This is a genomic window from Rhizobacter sp. (assembly GCF_046595475.1).
Lineage (GTDB): Bacteria > Pseudomonadota > Gammaproteobacteria > Burkholderiales > Burkholderiaceae_C > Rhizobacter.
In genome coordinates, this window is the sequence record NZ_JBKJOQ010000091.1 from 56,657 (window position 1) to 71,238 (window position 14,582).

The 14,582-nt window shown below is 65.2% G+C and carries 9 protein-coding genes; 8 read left to right on the forward strand and 1 reads right to left on the reverse strand.

Annotated elements, in window-relative coordinates:
* The first annotated feature begins 2 nt into the window (after nucleotides 1-2).
* From AC30QB_RS16295 to AC30QB_RS16330, 8 genes are all read left to right on the forward strand, one after another.
* Nucleotides 3-3,236, forward strand: coding sequence for an eCIS core domain-containing protein (locus tag AC30QB_RS16295; protein WP_489547298.1), 3,234 nt, complete (start codon nucleotides 3-5; stop codon nucleotides 3,234-3,236).
* Between the two features lie 10 nt (nucleotides 3,237-3,246).
* Nucleotides 3,247-3,711, forward strand: a complete 465-nt coding sequence (locus AC30QB_RS16300; protein WP_489547299.1) for a DUF6882 domain-containing protein — start codon at nucleotides 3,247-3,249, stop codon at nucleotides 3,709-3,711.
* A 12-nt stretch (nucleotides 3,712-3,723) separates the two neighbouring features.
* A complete protein-coding gene (locus AC30QB_RS16305) occupies nucleotides 3,724-7,407 on the forward strand; it encodes a phage tail protein (protein WP_489547300.1) in 3,684 nt (1,227 codons plus the stop codon).
* A 34-nt stretch (nucleotides 7,408-7,441) separates the two neighbouring features.
* Nucleotides 7,442-8,032, forward strand: a complete 591-nt coding sequence (locus tag AC30QB_RS16310) for a hypothetical protein (protein WP_489547301.1) — start codon at nucleotides 7,442-7,444, stop codon at nucleotides 8,030-8,032.
* Nucleotides 8,033-8,034: 2 nt separating this feature from the next.
* A complete protein-coding gene (locus tag AC30QB_RS16315) occupies nucleotides 8,035-10,692 on the forward strand; it encodes a glycosyltransferase (protein ID WP_489547302.1) in 2,658 nt (885 codons plus the stop codon).
* A gap of 56 nt (nucleotides 10,693-10,748) precedes the next feature.
* Nucleotides 10,749-11,423 carry a class I SAM-dependent methyltransferase gene (locus tag AC30QB_RS16320; protein WP_489547303.1) on the forward strand — a complete coding sequence of 225 codons (675 nt, stop codon included), beginning with the start codon at nucleotides 10,749-10,751 and terminating at the stop codon, nucleotides 11,421-11,423.
* A 255-nt stretch (nucleotides 11,424-11,678) separates the two neighbouring features.
* A complete protein-coding gene (locus tag AC30QB_RS16325; RefSeq protein ID WP_489547304.1) occupies nucleotides 11,679-12,299 on the forward strand; it encodes a hypothetical protein in 621 nt (206 codons plus the stop codon).
* A 285-nt stretch (nucleotides 12,300-12,584) separates the two neighbouring features.
* Entirely contained in the window at nucleotides 12,585-13,307 is a 723-nt protein-coding gene (locus AC30QB_RS16330; RefSeq protein WP_489547305.1) for a hypothetical protein, read from the forward strand.
* A gap of 154 nt (nucleotides 13,308-13,461) precedes the next feature.
* Here AC30QB_RS16330 and AC30QB_RS16335 read toward each other — a convergent pair whose 3' ends face one another.
* The gene (locus tag AC30QB_RS16335; protein ID WP_489547306.1) at nucleotides 13,462-13,707 is read right to left on the reverse strand and encodes a helix-turn-helix domain-containing protein; all 246 of its coding nucleotides are present in this window, start codon (nucleotides 13,705-13,707) and stop codon (nucleotides 13,462-13,464) included.
* Nucleotides 13,708-14,582: the final 875 nt, after the last annotated feature.

A 14,582-nucleotide genomic window follows, 5' to 3' on the forward strand; every position in this document is an offset into this window, starting at 1 on the left:
CCATGGTCTCCCCCGCCGCTGCGCTGCGCGCCTCTGCCGAGGCCAAGTCGCGGCAGACGGCGGTCAAGGCAAGCAGCACGCGCAACCGGGCGATCAGCGTCGTCAAGAAGCAGGACTCGTTCACGCGCGAGTCGAGCACGCTCTTGCCGCAGAAGGTGCAGACAGCGATGCGTGTGTCGTCGCCCACCGATCCAGCCGAACGCGAAGCGGTTGCGGTGGGCAGTGCCGTGGCCCGAATGGCGGCGCCGCCTGCGGCTGCATCTGCCCCTCCGGCCAGATCGAAAGCGCCACTGCGCAGCACAGGCGGAGCATCGCGCATGCACTCCGCGCTGCTGCCGGCGGCGGGTGTGCAGCGCGAAGGCAAGGGCGCCCCCGCCGCCACGCAAGAGGTGGCCACCGAGATCCAGGCCAGCCTCGGCGGTGGGCAGCCGCTGCCGCAAGCGGTGCGCGACTTCATGGAGCCACGCTTCAAGGCCGACTTCGGCCGCGTGCGCATTCACAACGATGACCGGGCGGCAGGGCTCGCGGCACGCCTCTCGGCGACGGCGTTCACCTATGGGCGCGACATCTTCTTTGCCAAGGGCGCTTACAGCCCCGAAAGTGCCGGCGGGCGCGAGCTGATCGCGCACGAGCTGACCCACACCATCCAGCAGCGCGCTGCTGTTCAACGTGAAGAGGTCCAGCGCGAGGCTGCGCCTTCTGTGACGGCAAGTGCGCCGTTGCAGGTGCAGCGCCTGGGTTTCGACACGGCGAAGAACTACTTTGCCGAGAAGGCCAACGGCCTGCCGGGCTTTCGCATGCTGACCATCGTGCTCGGCAAGAACCCGATCAACGACGCGGCGGTCGATGCCTCGCCGGGCAACGTGTTTCGCGCGATCGTCGAGTTCATCCCGGGTGCGACGCTGGTGACAGACGCGCTCAACAACGCGGGCATCTTCGACAAGATCGCCAACTGGGCCTACAGCCAGTTGAAGGGCGTGATCTCTGCCTTCGGCTCGCTGGGCCAGGCGGTGATCGACTTCCTGAAGTCGCTCGGGGTCAAGGACCTGGCGAGCCCGGGCGCGGCGGTCAGCCGCGGCATCCACCTCGTGACCGACCCCATCAACCAGATCAAGAGCCTGGTGGCCGGCTTCATCGATGCCATTCTCGAATTCATCAAGGAGGCCATCCTTCGCCCCTTGGGCAAGCTGGCCGAAGGCACGCCCAGCTACGACCTGCTCAAGGGTGTGATGGGCGAAGACCCGGTGACCGGCGACGCGGTGGACAACCCGGCCGACATGATGATCGGCGGGTTCATGAAGATCATCGGCCAGGACGAGGTCTACAACAACATCAAGAAGTCCAACGCGCTCGACAAGTGCTGGGCCTGGATGCAGGGCGCCTGGGGCGCACTCAAAAGCTTCGTCTCCGAGATACCGGGCCTGTTCATGGAGGGCCTGAAGTCGCTGACGATCGCAGACATCATCCTGGTGCCGCTGGCCTTCGCCAAGCTGGCCAAGGTGTTCGGCAACTTCCTCGGCCGCTTCATCAGCTGGGCGGGCGACGCCATGTGGAAGCTGCTGGAGATCGTGTTCCAGGCGGTCAGCCCGGCGTCGTGGGGCTACGTGCAGAAGACGGGCGCGGCGCTCAAGAGCATCCTCATGAACCCGGCGCCTTTCGTCGGTAACCTGATCGCCGCGGCCAAGGGCGGGTTCAGCGCGTTCGGAGGCAACTTCCTGGCCCACCTGAAGAAGGGCCTGATCGACTGGCTGACGGGGTCGCTCGACGGTGTCTACATCCCGAAGGCGCTGAGCCTGGGCGAGATCATCAAGTTTGCGTTCTCGGTGCTGGGCCTCACCTATGCGCGTTTCAAACCCAAGCTGGTGAAGGCCTTCGGCGCTACCACGGTGGCGCTGCTGGAGAAGGGGGCCACCGTGGTCGTCAAGCTGGCCAACGAAGGGCCGGCCGCGGCATGGGAGCAGATGAAGGCCGACTTGGCCGCGCTGAAAGACCAGGTGGTCGAAGGCATCAAGGGTTTGATCATCGAGGCCGTGATCACCAAGGGCATCCCGAAGCTGGTGGCGATGTTCATTCCGGGCGCCGGCTTCATCGGCCTGATCATGACGATCTACGACACCATCGTGACGATCAAGAACAAGATCAAGCAGATCATGGCGGTGGTCACCGGCTTCGTCGATTCGATCGTCGCCATTGCCAACGGCAACATCGGCGCCGCGGTGTCCAAGGTCGAATCGGTGCTCGCCGGGGGGCTCACGATCGCGATCAACTTCTTCGCGCAGTTCGCGGGCCTGGGCAAGGTGGCCAGCAAGATCAACGGCATCTTGCAGAAGGTGCGCGCGCCGATCGACGGCGCCATGGACAAGCTGATCGGCTGGGTCAAGAAGATGGTCAAGGGCTTCATCGACAAGCTCGCGGGCAAGGATGCGCCGCCGGAGGAGAAGCAGAAGCGGGTGGAGAAGGCGGCCAAGGCCGGTGCGGCACTGGTGAACCGCTTCGCCGGCAAGCCGGTCGGCGAGAAGGTTCTCAGGCCGCTGCTGACGGGCGTCCGGATCTTCCACAAGGTGACCACCCTCGAGCCTGTCGAGCAGGGCAAGACCTGGGGAATACGGGCCGAGATCAACCCGGTATTCGTGGCGCAAACCCCAGCCCAGGTCGCTGCAAAGACCTTCGACGTCAAATTCGTCTTCGAAAGGGGATGGCCGGTCGAGGAGTTCAATTCCAAGGTCAACTTCTACAAGGCCAGCGTGGCCGGCAAGACCAAGTTGGAGGCGAAAACTCGGCCACCGGACGCGTCGACCGCGAGCGGCCGCAAATCAACGGGGGAGCTTCGCCAGGGCGGACAGAAGGCGTTCCGCAACGCGATCATCGCGTTCATCAAGAACGTCCCCGAGCCTCCCCAAGGGCGGTGCTACGCCATCATGAAGGGACTGCAGGCCGACCATCGGCTTGACCTGCAGTCCGGTGGCAAAGACGAAAAGGACAGCGGAAACTTTTCGATGATCCAGGGAAAGATGAACCAGGACCTGGGTCGTCAGCTGGACGGGGCGCTCAACGACAACTCCATCGGACCGGACTCCAAGATCGTCAAGGTCACGAGCACGACGCCGGCCGCTGAAAAGAAGCTCGCCGTCCCGAGCGAGGCGAAGGAACTGCAAGGCCTGCTGGAGGGCTTCGCTGGCGCCAAGACCCCGGCCAATATCCCGGCACCGACGATCCGAAGCTGGTTCAACGTTTGACGAGGACGCGATGAACACCAACGACTACGAACAATGGGTCGCCGCGGCACGCGAGCGTGTCCAGGCCGGCATGGACGCGGCGCGCGAGCGCTTCGGCATTGGCACACATGTGCGTTACGAAACCGATCTGGAAAAAGCGACCATCCGCTTCTTCGATGCCGGCAACATCGAACAGGCCCGCGCCGACATCCAGGTGGCCGGCAGCTGGTCGCCCAACTCCGAGACCTGGATGTGGGGCTGGGAGAACGAGTCGGTGCCCGAAGCCGCGGTGTCCAAGCTCGGCCCGGTCGCCGAGGCCGGGCGTGACAAGGACGTGCCGGCGCTGCAGGCCCACGTTGTGGGCTGCGACGAGGCCGAATCGTGGAGCCTGGCCTCGCTCGCCGCTGACCTCGTTGATGCGCAGTGCGTCTACCGCACCGGCAATGCGAACAACCGCGCGTTTCTGTTGTTGTTCAACATCCGCAAGGTCGCCTGAGCGGAACACGCCATGTCGATGCTGGTCGCCCCTGCCAAAGTGCCCGAGAAGCCGAAGAGCTCGGCCTCGCGGGTGCTGGCGGCACTGACCGGCTCGCGACGTGTGCGGCGCGCCGGCGCGAGTGAGGTCAACGGCCAGGTCAGCAGCGCATTGCCGCTGCGGATTCCAGGGCTGCTCGGCAAGCGCTTCGTGCGCACTGCCGAGGGCAAGGTGGTCGAGGTGCCCGAGGAGGTGACCGACGACGAGCTCGAGCGCATGAAGACCGAGACCGAGGCGGCGCAAGCCAAGCTCGGCAAGGGCCCAGCGCCCCAGCCGGTGCCGCAGGTGAAGGAGCCGGCCAAGAAGGAAGGCAAACAAGCCAAAGGCCAGGCCGAAGGCCGTGCCGGCCGCGGCGGCACGGGCGGCGGAGCGGGCAAGCCCGGTGCCGCGCCGGCTGCGCTGACGGTGGGCCGTTCGAGCAAGGTCGCGATGTTCCTGATCGGCAAGGCGGCGCCCGTGCTCGCGCGCGGCGGCGCCATGCTGAAACGCCTGCGCCAGCACGAACAGACCCACGATGAAGCGGCCGATAAGCGCCAGCAGGCCGACGCCGCGGTGGTGATCCCGGTGTCTGACGAACAGTCGAAGAGCAACGCTGGGCAGGTTGGCATGGTCGATGCCAAACCGAAGCCGGTGGTTGACGAAAACAAGGGCAAGCAGCAGCTCCAACAATCGTTGGCCGCGAACACTCCGAAGAAGATCGAAGACGTCGACAACTTCAAGCGCGACATGAAGGCCCAGCACATGGGCACCGACGTGATGGAGGTGGTGCAGGGCGACAAGAATGCGGTGGTCTCGACCTTCTCCGACATGGAGAAAACACCGCCGCCCACGCCGAGCGGCCACACACCGGTGGAGCTGCCGCCCATCGAGGCGGCACCGGGCACCGGCACCATGAACCTGGGTGCGAACGCCATCGCGCCGCTGCAGAAGGAGCACACCGACCTCAGCGCCTTCACCAAACAAGGCGACGCCAAGCTGAAGGAAGAGGGTGTCACGCAAGAGCAGCTCGACATGGTCGACAGCGGCGACCTGGCGTCGGCCAACAAAGAAAAGAAAGGCATGGAGAAGGCGGCCCAGGAGCAGCCGGTCGCGATGCAGAAGTTCGTGCAGACCAGCGCAACGAAGATCGACACCGCGTTGAAGGCCGAAGAGCGCCAGGGCCGGGCCGCGCTGCGGACCAAGCGCAAGAACGGCCTGGGGGCCACCGCTGACAAGCAGAAGAAAGCCAAGAGCGCATTGCAGCTGAAACGCGAGGAGACCGCCAAACACATCAACACGCTGTTCGACAACGCGCAGACCAAGGTGAAGAAGCGCCTGGCCGATCTCGAAACGCAGTCGATGAAGCGCTTCGATGAAGGCAACGCAAAAGCGACCAAGGCTTTCGAAGACACCGTCAAGACCGACCTCGATGCCTACAAGGCCGATCGCTACTCGGGCTTTTTCGGCTGGGCACGAAAGGCCAAGGACTGGCTGCTGGGCATGGAAGACCTGCCTGGTGTCAAAGCCATCTTCGACCGCAACCGCAGCAGCTTCGTCGGCACCGTCGACAAGCTGGTGGCCGACATCAGCGCCGACAACAAGCGCGTGGTCCAGGAGTGCAAGGACGAGCTGGCCTCTGCCAAGCAGCAGATCGCCGACTACGTGAAGAACCTGGAACCCGGCCTGAAGGACATCGGCAACAAGACGGCTGGCGAGATGGCCGACAAGCTGGCCGCCATGGACAAGTTCGTCGCGCAGAAAGAAGAAGACCTGCAGAAAGACCTGAAGGACAAGCAGCAGGCGGCGATCAAGGCGATCGACGAAAAGATCGAGAAGATGAAAGACGAGATGGGCGGCGCGTTGGCCAAGCTCGGCAAGCTCTTGCTGTGGGCGGCCAAGAAGTTCTTCACCTGGGCGCTGCAGAAGTTCGGCTATTCGCTGGGCGAGATCGAAGGAATCATCAGCAGGGGCGCAGCGGTGCTGAAGGCGATCTTCACCAAGCCGATTCAGTTCGTGAAGAACCTGGTCAGCGCCGCCGTCACCGGCTTCAAGAACTTCGGCAAGAACTTCTTGAAGCACTTGAAGGACGCAATCTTCGAATGGCTGACCGGCTCGCTCGAAGGCGTGAAACTGCCCACGACTTGGGACGCAAAGGGCATCTTGATGCTAGCGCTCGAGATGGTCGGCGTGAGCTACGCCAACCTGCGCAAGCACCTCGTGCCGGTGCTGACCGAGCCGGTGGTGGCCAGTCTGGAAGAAACCGCCGGCCTGGTGAGAACGCTGTTCAAGGAAGGCCCGATGGCCGCCTGGGAGCAACTGAAGGGCATGGCCGCCGATGTGGGCGACGCCTTCCTCGATGCCGCGAAAGACTTCGTCAAGCAAAAGATCGTCGAGCAGGCGGCGATCACGATCGGCATGTTGCTGGTGCCGGGCGCCGGCATCGTCCGCGCCGTCATCGGCATCTACGACACCGTCGTCTTCCTGATCCAGAAGGCCAAGCAGATCATCAAGATGATAGGCAACTTCCTCGGCTCGATCGGCGAGATCGCGGCCGGCAACATCAGTGCGGCGGCGCAGGCGATGGAAGACGGCCTGGCGCGCGGGCTCTCGCTGGCGGTCGCCTTCCTCGCCAGGTTCTTGCGGCTCGACGGCATCACCGCCAAGGTGCGCACCGCGATCCAGAAGATCAAGGGCAAGGTCGACGACACGCTGGCGAAGGTGGCCAAGTGGGTTGGCGCCAAGGTCGGCAAGGTGGTGGGGGCGGTGAAGGCGGGTGCGAAGAAGTTGCTCAACTGGTGGAAGAAGAAAGTGCCGGTGAGCTTGGGCACCCAGAAGCACACGCTCACCTTTGAGGGCAGCGAAAAGAAGGCGACGCTGGTGCTGCGATCGGCGCCGCAGCTGCCGTCGGTCTTTTTGGAAGAAGCGGGCAAGGACAAGGGCATCGCCCCGGCCAAGCGCACAGCGCCGGTCGCCACCGCCAAGACGCACGAGAAGGCGGTGAAGAAGCTTCAGGACGACCTGGCCGGTTACGACGAAGGCGCGGGCAAGGCGGCAGCGGGCAAGGATCTCAAGGCCGCTGACAAGCTGATGGCGAGCCTGGACGGCCGCATGGTGTCGCTGCGCGATCACATCTCGGACACCTTCACCACCTGGGGTGTGGACGACGACGTGGTCAGCGGCGTCGACCTGCCGCGTGGCAGCTTCACGCTGGAACAGAAGCGCGGCATCGCGGCCCAGCACAAGAAGAAGTCGGAGCTGCGGCTGAACTCCAAGGGCGAACTTGTCAACGTCGATCGAACCGCGGGCAAGGAGCTGGCACGCCGCCACGTCGTGTCGTCGAGCGACATGTCCAGGCACTACATGGCTGTGCTCAACAAGAAGAAGGTCTCCGCGGCCAAGCTGCTGCTGGAGCAACGCGCTTCGATCGGTGACGCTCGTGTGGTGGTGAAGCCGGCGTCTGTGGCCGGCATCAAGGCCGCTGCCAAGGAACGCTACAGCGTCTTCTTCGGCTACCTGCGCAACATGTTCATCGGCGACAGCGTCGCCAACAGCACGATCCAGGAGAACCTGGACCGTGGCAACCCCCAGATGGCCGGCAAGCTGACCGACAACCACGTGGCCCACATGAAGCGCGCGTGGGCGCTGGACAAGACCTTGCAGATTTCCGAACTCCCCTGAGCCTCATTCCCTCTCAACGTGATTGGAGACCCACATGAAAACTTTCAACCAACTCATCGTGACGCTCACTGCGCTGGCCTTGCTGGCGGCGCTCGCTTTTGCCGCCTGGCTGATGCTCGAACACATCACTGCCGCGTTCGCCGCGCTCGATGCCCAGGTGGCGCGCGTCACCGCGATTGCATCGGTCGTCGTGCTGCTCGCGGCCTGGCTGGTCGCCAGCGCGGTGCGCCAATCGGGCCGCGACCGGCTGGCCGTGCCGCTGCGCGAAGAAAAGGCTGCGACCTACCGGCTCTTTGTCGATTGCTGGCAGCAGCGGCTCACCGGCGCAGGCAGCGCGGCGATTGAAGACGGGCTGAACTCGCTCGACCGCTTGCTGGCGCAGTTTGGCAGTGAACAAATGATTTCGGCGCACGTCGCGCTGCGCACCCTGCAGCATCAGCCCGGGCTGACCGAGACGGACTGGTTGCCGCTGCTGGGCGGGGCCTTGCTGCAGATCCGCAAGGAACTGAAGGCGGACAAGGTGCACGCAGCCGTGCTCGAAGGGCTGATCACGTCGCCCGACGCGGAGCCGGTGGCATCTGCCGCCGACACCCCCGCCGTGCCGGGCGCACTGTCGGCGGTCTGAGCGTGGGCGCGACGCTCGCTGCCTTTCAAGGCCGGCACGGCGGTGAGAGCATCGTCGTGTGCGGCTGCGGCCCGTCGCTCAACGACCTGGCTGAGCCGCAGCGCTTCGTCACGATCGGCGTCAACGACGTCGGCCGCCTGTTCGACCCGAGCTACCTGGTGGTAGTGAACCCGCGCACGCAGTTCAAGGGCGACCGCTTCCGCTATGTCGAACAGTCGAACGCGCAGGCCTTGTTCACCCAGCTCGACCTGGGCACGGTGCGGCCGCCGGTGGTGCGCTTCAAGCTCGGCCGCTACGGCGCCACCGACGATGGCGGCGCGCAGGTGCTGCACTACGCGCAGAACTCGCCGTATGTGGCGGTGTGCCTGGCCGCGCTGATGGGCGCCCGGCGCATCGGGCTGATCGGGGTCGACCTCACCGACCACCATTTTTTTGCCGCCACCGGCCGCCACTCGCTGGCCGGGCGCTTGCGCGAGATCGATGCGCAGTACGGCCGGCTGGCGCTTGCACTGCAGCAGCGCGGCATCGAACTTGTCAACCTCAGCAGCGCGAGCCTCATCGCTTCGCTGCCGCGGCGGCGCGTGCGGGCCGATGGCGATTGGCAGTCGTCGGCCCAGGCGCCGGTTCTCGTTCCCGTCACCCCCCTGCACAGCGCACCGCCCGCCCACCGCGTGGCACCCCCAAGGAGCATCGCCATGAAAATTGCCATTGATGGACGCGGCACGGGCGCCGTGTCGCAGCTGCTCAACACGCTGGCCGAGACTGCTGCGAGCCTCGGCCATGAGGTGTCGCGAGACACCTACCGCACGGCTTCAGATCCGAAGGTGCTGTCGATCGTCTGGAACGGCGCCGGCCACCGCGGACGCGGGCCCACGCTCTATTGCGAACATGGGTGGCTGCCAAGGGCCGACTACCAGATCAGCTCTGCCGGCATCAACGCCGATTCACATGCGGCGCCGTTTGTGTGGGACGGTGAGCCCCTGTCGGCTGAGCACTCGGCATCGCTCGACAAGCGGCTTGCACAGATCAAGGCTGACACCTTCAACGGCTACTACCAATACATGCAGGCCGACAAGGCGGTGCCGGCGGGGCTGCCGCCGCAGTTCCTGCTGGTGCCGCTGCAGATCGAATCCGACACCAACATCGTGCGCCACGCGCCGGCCCCGCTGCGCACCATGCAGCGCCTGATCGACCATGTGGCGCGGCTCGATCCGCCGTTTCCGGTGATCTTCAAGCAGCACCCGAGTGACGCACGTACCCACAACCGCCACCTCGCGTTGAAAGTACGGCGAGCACAAGACCAGGTGTGGCCGCATGCGCGCGGCAACATCCACCAGATGCTCAAGAGCGGCGCATGCAGCGGCATCTTGACGCTCAACAGCAACGTGGCGCACGACGGACTGCTGTGGGACGTGCCGGCCATCGTGCTGGCCCGCAACGTGTGGCCCTCGCAGGGCGCGCGCACGCCCTTCCTCACCGCCATCCCGTCCGACTGGTCGGCCTTGCGCTTGAGCGTCACCGAGCCCGATGCCATTGCCTGCCGGCGCGCCTATGCGCACCACCTGATCCGCCACCAGTGGCGCCTGGCCGATGCGCGCGACCCAGAACGGGTGGCCGCGCTGCTGGCGACGGCGGTGCGCCGGCCTGCGGCGCCGGCGGCTCCCGCCGTGCGTGACCGCGGGGTGGTGCCGCTGCTGCGCGCCGCATTCCCGGTGATCAATGTGGTGGCCGAAGACCGCGGCTGGCTCTTCGAGTGCTGGAAGCAGGCGCTGGTGGCGGCGGGCCATCCATCTTGCCAAGTGGTCGCGACGCAAAGGCCGATGCCGAACGCGCAGGCCTGGATCTTCATCCGCGCCAAAGAGGCGGCCGCATCACCCGACTTCACACGCACCGTGGTGCAACTGCACGACTTGTTCGACGGCGGGCGTTACCTGGGGGGTGGCGAGCGGGCGGCAGTGTCGCGCTGCGCCGCGGTGTCGTTGACCCATCAGCAGCAAGACACGCTGCTGAGGGCCGGTGGGGTCGACCTGGCTCGGCGGCGCTGGATCTTGCAGCCGGTGGGTTGGTCAGGCGCACCAGGGGCCACCGTGGCGCGCGACGACAGCTTGCCCCGCATTGCCTGGGTCGGGCGGCCGGCCCTCCACGGTGGTGTCGACTTGAGCGGGCTCGACGCGTTCGTTGAATCGGCGCGTGTTTTGCGCGGTCATGCGCGCGTGGTGCTGGTGGGTGAGCGCCTTGAGCGTGCGATGCAACGCCTGCGTGCGGCGGGTGTCGAGAGCCACGCACACAACTTCAAGCAGTTTCCGATGCAGCGCGCGAGCGAATGGCTGGGCGCGTTCGATGCCGTGGCGATCAGCAGTGCCGCCGATTCGGGGCCATGGCCCCTCTTTGATGCGTTGCAGGCTGGTGTGCCGGTGGTGGCCCCGCGCATCGGCTGGGCCGTGGCACTGCTCGGCGACGGAGTGTGCGGTCGCCTGGTGGACGACGTGGCCGAGATGGGGCCTGCTTTGCTGGAGGTTGCAAACAAGCGCGTGCATTGGCGACAGTCGGCCGCGGCGATGCGCGAGCGTGTGGCGCCGTTCAGCCAGTTGGCGTGGGCGCAAGCGAACCTGCAACTCGCGCTGGACGTAGCTGGCCTGAACGCGAGGCAGGTGGCTTGAACACGCTGGGCCGCCCCAAGGGCGAATACCGAAGTGCGTAGCGCGAAGGTACTCCAGTGAGCTCGCTGATGCGGCCGCGCATGCCGCCCTCGCGCCACAAGTCGACTCGGCCCTCGGTGGCTGAGCGTCGGTGCGACTCGGCCTACTACCAGAGGCTGCATGACACCAGCACGGGCTACCAGTGCAACAACTGGCTGCTCGACGAGCTACCAGTGCTGCGAGCCATTGGCGGGCGTTCGCTGGTCGAGCTGGGCTGCGGCAACGGGCGCTTTCTGGCGCAGGCCGCCAAAGACTGGGCCGAGGTCACGGGTGTGGACTGGGCGCGTTCGCCCGTGCTCGACGGCGTGCTTCGCCAGCAACCGCGGGTGCGTTTCGTCCAGCAAGACGCCACGCAGCTCAGCTTCCCCGGCCGTTTTGATCTGCTGGTCTCAGCGGACTTCCTGGAGCATCTGCCGCCGCCGTCGCTGCCGGCACAGATCGCCCGCATGAACGCCGCCGCGACCACTTGTTTCCACAAGATCGCCTGCTACGACGACGGCCACAGCCACCTGTCCATCTTCGACGCCGCGACATGGCTGGCGCTGTTCCATGCCGCCGCGCCGGGCGCGGGATACCGCTTGCTGAAAGCAAGCTATCGCCACACGAGCCATGCGAAACCGGTGATCGTGGTGTCGAACGTAAATGCGGAGCGGGCCGTCGGACTTAAGGGAGAAGCTCCGGTTCAGGATTGACGTCGCTTCGACTGAAGCCATGCCCTGATGGCAGTGCCACGAGGCCTTGCCAATGCCGCCATATCGTAGATTTCTAACTTGAATGGACTTGTGCAGTTTTGATGGGTACGTCCGTGAAAGAACACTTCGTAGCCTCGCGGGGCCTGCACCGCGTTTGTCGAGGAACTCTGTGCCGAAGCGAGCAAGGGCCCGGCCACGAGTGCGCTGCAGCCGCACGAGCGCATCGAGTACCTGGAGCTGTATACGTATTGGGCTTTGGACACGCACACCCAGACGTACAGCGACACGACGCGGTTGCACCTGCACGGCGTGGGGCCGGTACTGCTGGAGGATCACCCAGAGGAGCACAAGCGCAAAGGCGAGCGCATCGAATGGGCCGTGTCGCTCACGCCGCTGCGCGAGCTGCTGAGTCTGCCTGTGCGCGTGAGTCACGAGCTGCGGATCACCGAGAACGACCAGGCGGCCCAGGCGTGGATGCGGGAGATCGGGCGTGCGCAGGTGGAAGACGTGACGCTGGGTCAGGTGCTCGATGGGCTGCTGTGGGAGCTGTCGTTCCATGGCAGCCCGATCGAGCAGGAAGCCGTGGCCGAAGACCTGCGGCAGCGCGTGGCTGAAGTGCATGACGGAAGCGTCGAAACGGTGTCGTCCGACGACGTGTTCGAGCGCCTGGATGTGCCCCGCCGCGAAGCCATGTTCGACGACCTCGGTGGCCATCGGCCGCGCGAGATCGGCCAGGCTCTGCACGACATCGACGACGCCGAGAACGCCGCCCGGTGGATCGAGCAGAAGTTCGAAGGCCGGGTGGTCGTCGAGGCCAACTACCGAGACCTGACCGGGCGAGAGTTCCGTCGGGCCTACCAGTCTGTGCGGGGATGAGCGACGCGCCTGACAAGGCCTTGCTCGCGGCGCTGAGCGATGCCGCGCTGAAGCGCGCCAGCAGCTCGGCCATCTTTCAGCGTGGCCAGGGCTACGCCCAGTCCGATGTGGTGCGGGCGCTTGAGGAAGAGGCCGGTCCCAGGCCTGCTGCCCGCGCCACGGTGGTGGGCACGCAGCCCTACGAGGTCGAAGTCTGGGTGGACGAGGGCGAGGTGGGGGGGCCAGTGCGACTGCCCCAACGCCACGGACGGCTGGTTCTGCAAGCACCAGGTCGCGCTGGCCCTGGTGTGGCGGGGCCGCCTCGGTGGAGAGGCTCCGGCGCCCGAAGAGGCGGCGCGCAAGAAGGTGGTCGCTGCTGCGGCAACGGGTGCAAAACGCGCCCGCACGATCGAGGGTCGTCGCGAGGCGCTGGCCGAGTTCCTGCGCGGGCAAGATGCAGAAGTACTGGCGCAGCGCCTGCTCGATATGGCCGATCGCGATGGCTCCATCGAGCGTGAACTGCAGCAGTGGCGCAAGCTCAGTGACGTGCAGCGCGGTGCCGCCAGCTTGTCCGAGCTGAAGGCGCTGACCACGCAGATCCTCGCGCCGAGGCGTGACTTTCTGGACTGGCGCCAGACTTCTGCCTTTGCGCAGCGTGCTGCCGATGTGCTGCCGCTGCTGGCGCAAACCCGTGCTCGTAGCGCGGAAGACGCCCTGGCGCTGGGCCTGCACGCACTGCGCCGCGCCTGGGACGCGATGGAGCAGGCCGATGACTCCGATGGTGACATCGGTGACATCGTCCAGGCCATCGGCGACGAATGGGTCGAAGCCCTGCGCGCGGCAGGCGCGCGGCCCGCGGTCTTTGGCGAGAGCTATCTGCAGTTGCTGCTGGACGACCCGATGACGAGCTTCGACCCGGCAGCGGCGGAGTCTGCGATGGGCGATGCAGCGCGGGCACGCTTCAGCCGTTGCCTGGCCGGCAGTGGCTTTCATGCAGGTATTTTGTTGCGAAAACACTGTGAAAGTTAATTGTTAAATAGCAAATGCAACATGCTTGCTTTTGAACTTCTGGTTTCTCCAACGCGTGCGCTGGACCGCGCCGGGCCGCCGAGCCTGACCCGCAGGGAGCGCGGATGCAGACCGCAGCATGACCAGTGCAACCCTTGAACCACGCAATCGCGAACTACAAACGTGCGTTGAGTACCAACTCTGAAAGCGATATGCCCAACGCTGCCGCAACACGGTGCATGGACATCAACCCGACGTTCTGTTCGCCACGCTCAATGCTCGACATGTACGAACGATCGATGCCGGCCAAATGCGCCAGTTCTTCCTGCGATACGCCGCGGTCGGCGCGTGCCTGCTTCACGGAATGCCCGAATGCCACCAACACAGGGTGGCCAGAGTGGCTGGGCGAGGCGCGAGGCATGCCCAAATGATCAAGAGTTGACGTTTTTCACACCACGTCGACCAAGTGACGTTCAGAGGCAGCGCAATCCTTGTTGAGCGTCAGGATGCCGCGCTAGAGCGGCTCCTGTGCTGAGCCACGGGTTGCCTATGCTGGCGCGGCGCGAACGCAACGTTGCGAGCACGGAAGCGCTCTGAGTTCAATCGCCGCAAGACTGGCACCAGACTGGCACCGGCAGAACTCAAGAAACAAAAAAGTCAGCCGGTGTTAACCGGCTGACCTTGGTGTTTAGTGGCTCCTCGACCTGGGCTCGAACCAGGGACCTACGGATTAACAGATCGTCGGGAACCTGGCCAAAATCAATAACTTAGGTACGAAAACGTTCCGCTATTAACGCTGAAAATCGCGAATTGCAGCCCGGTAGGTTTCAAAATAGCGGAACAGTTCAGGGCGTACTTTGGTTCCATTCCAGCGCCCGCATGACGCTCATCCAAAGCCTCATCTTGTGGGCTACGGCGCCGTCGCGCAAGGCATGTTGGGGCACTGAGAAGCGATCCCCGCGCACTGCGAACGGTCGAGTTTTTGCGCGGCAACCTGGCGTGCCTGATGGGTGGGAAGGGTGGCAACGTCGATGCCAACGGCTGCTATGCAACGGTCAGCCGACCCACAACCGCGCGCTGCGGCGGGCAAAACACGGCCAATTGCTGTCTATCGACGGCGCGGCCCGAGAACCCGCTTGAGACTGGGTGCGGTCGGACGCTTCGCGAAAACGAATGACGGCGGCCATTTGAACCGGCCGCTCGCCCGAAGCGACGGTGTGTGACCGCAGTGCCAATGCCTGTCCGTGGGGCTCAAGAGTGCCAGGCAACTCTCCGACTGCCGATGGCACGTCCTCG

Bases quoted from the DNA above. Each gene is read 5' to 3' on its own strand.
- AC30QB_RS16305 (WP_489547300.1), top strand. From the start codon at position 3,724: ATGTCGATGCTGGTCGCCCCTGCCAAAGTGCCCGAGAAGCCGAAGAGC.
- AC30QB_RS16310 (WP_489547301.1), top strand. From the start codon at position 7,442: ATGAAAACTTTCAACCAACTCATCGTGACGCTCACTGCGCTGGCCTTG.
- AC30QB_RS16300 (WP_489547299.1), top strand. From the start codon at position 3,247: ATGAACACCAACGACTACGAACAATGGGTCGCCGCGGCACGCGAGCGT.
- AC30QB_RS16335 (WP_489547306.1), bottom strand. From the start codon at position 13,707: ATGCCTCGCGCCTCGCCCAGCCACTCTGGCCACCCTGTGTTGGTGGCA.
- AC30QB_RS16295 (WP_489547298.1), top strand. From the start codon at position 3: ATGGTCTCCCCCGCCGCTGCGCTGCGCGCCTCTGCCGAGGCCAAGTCG.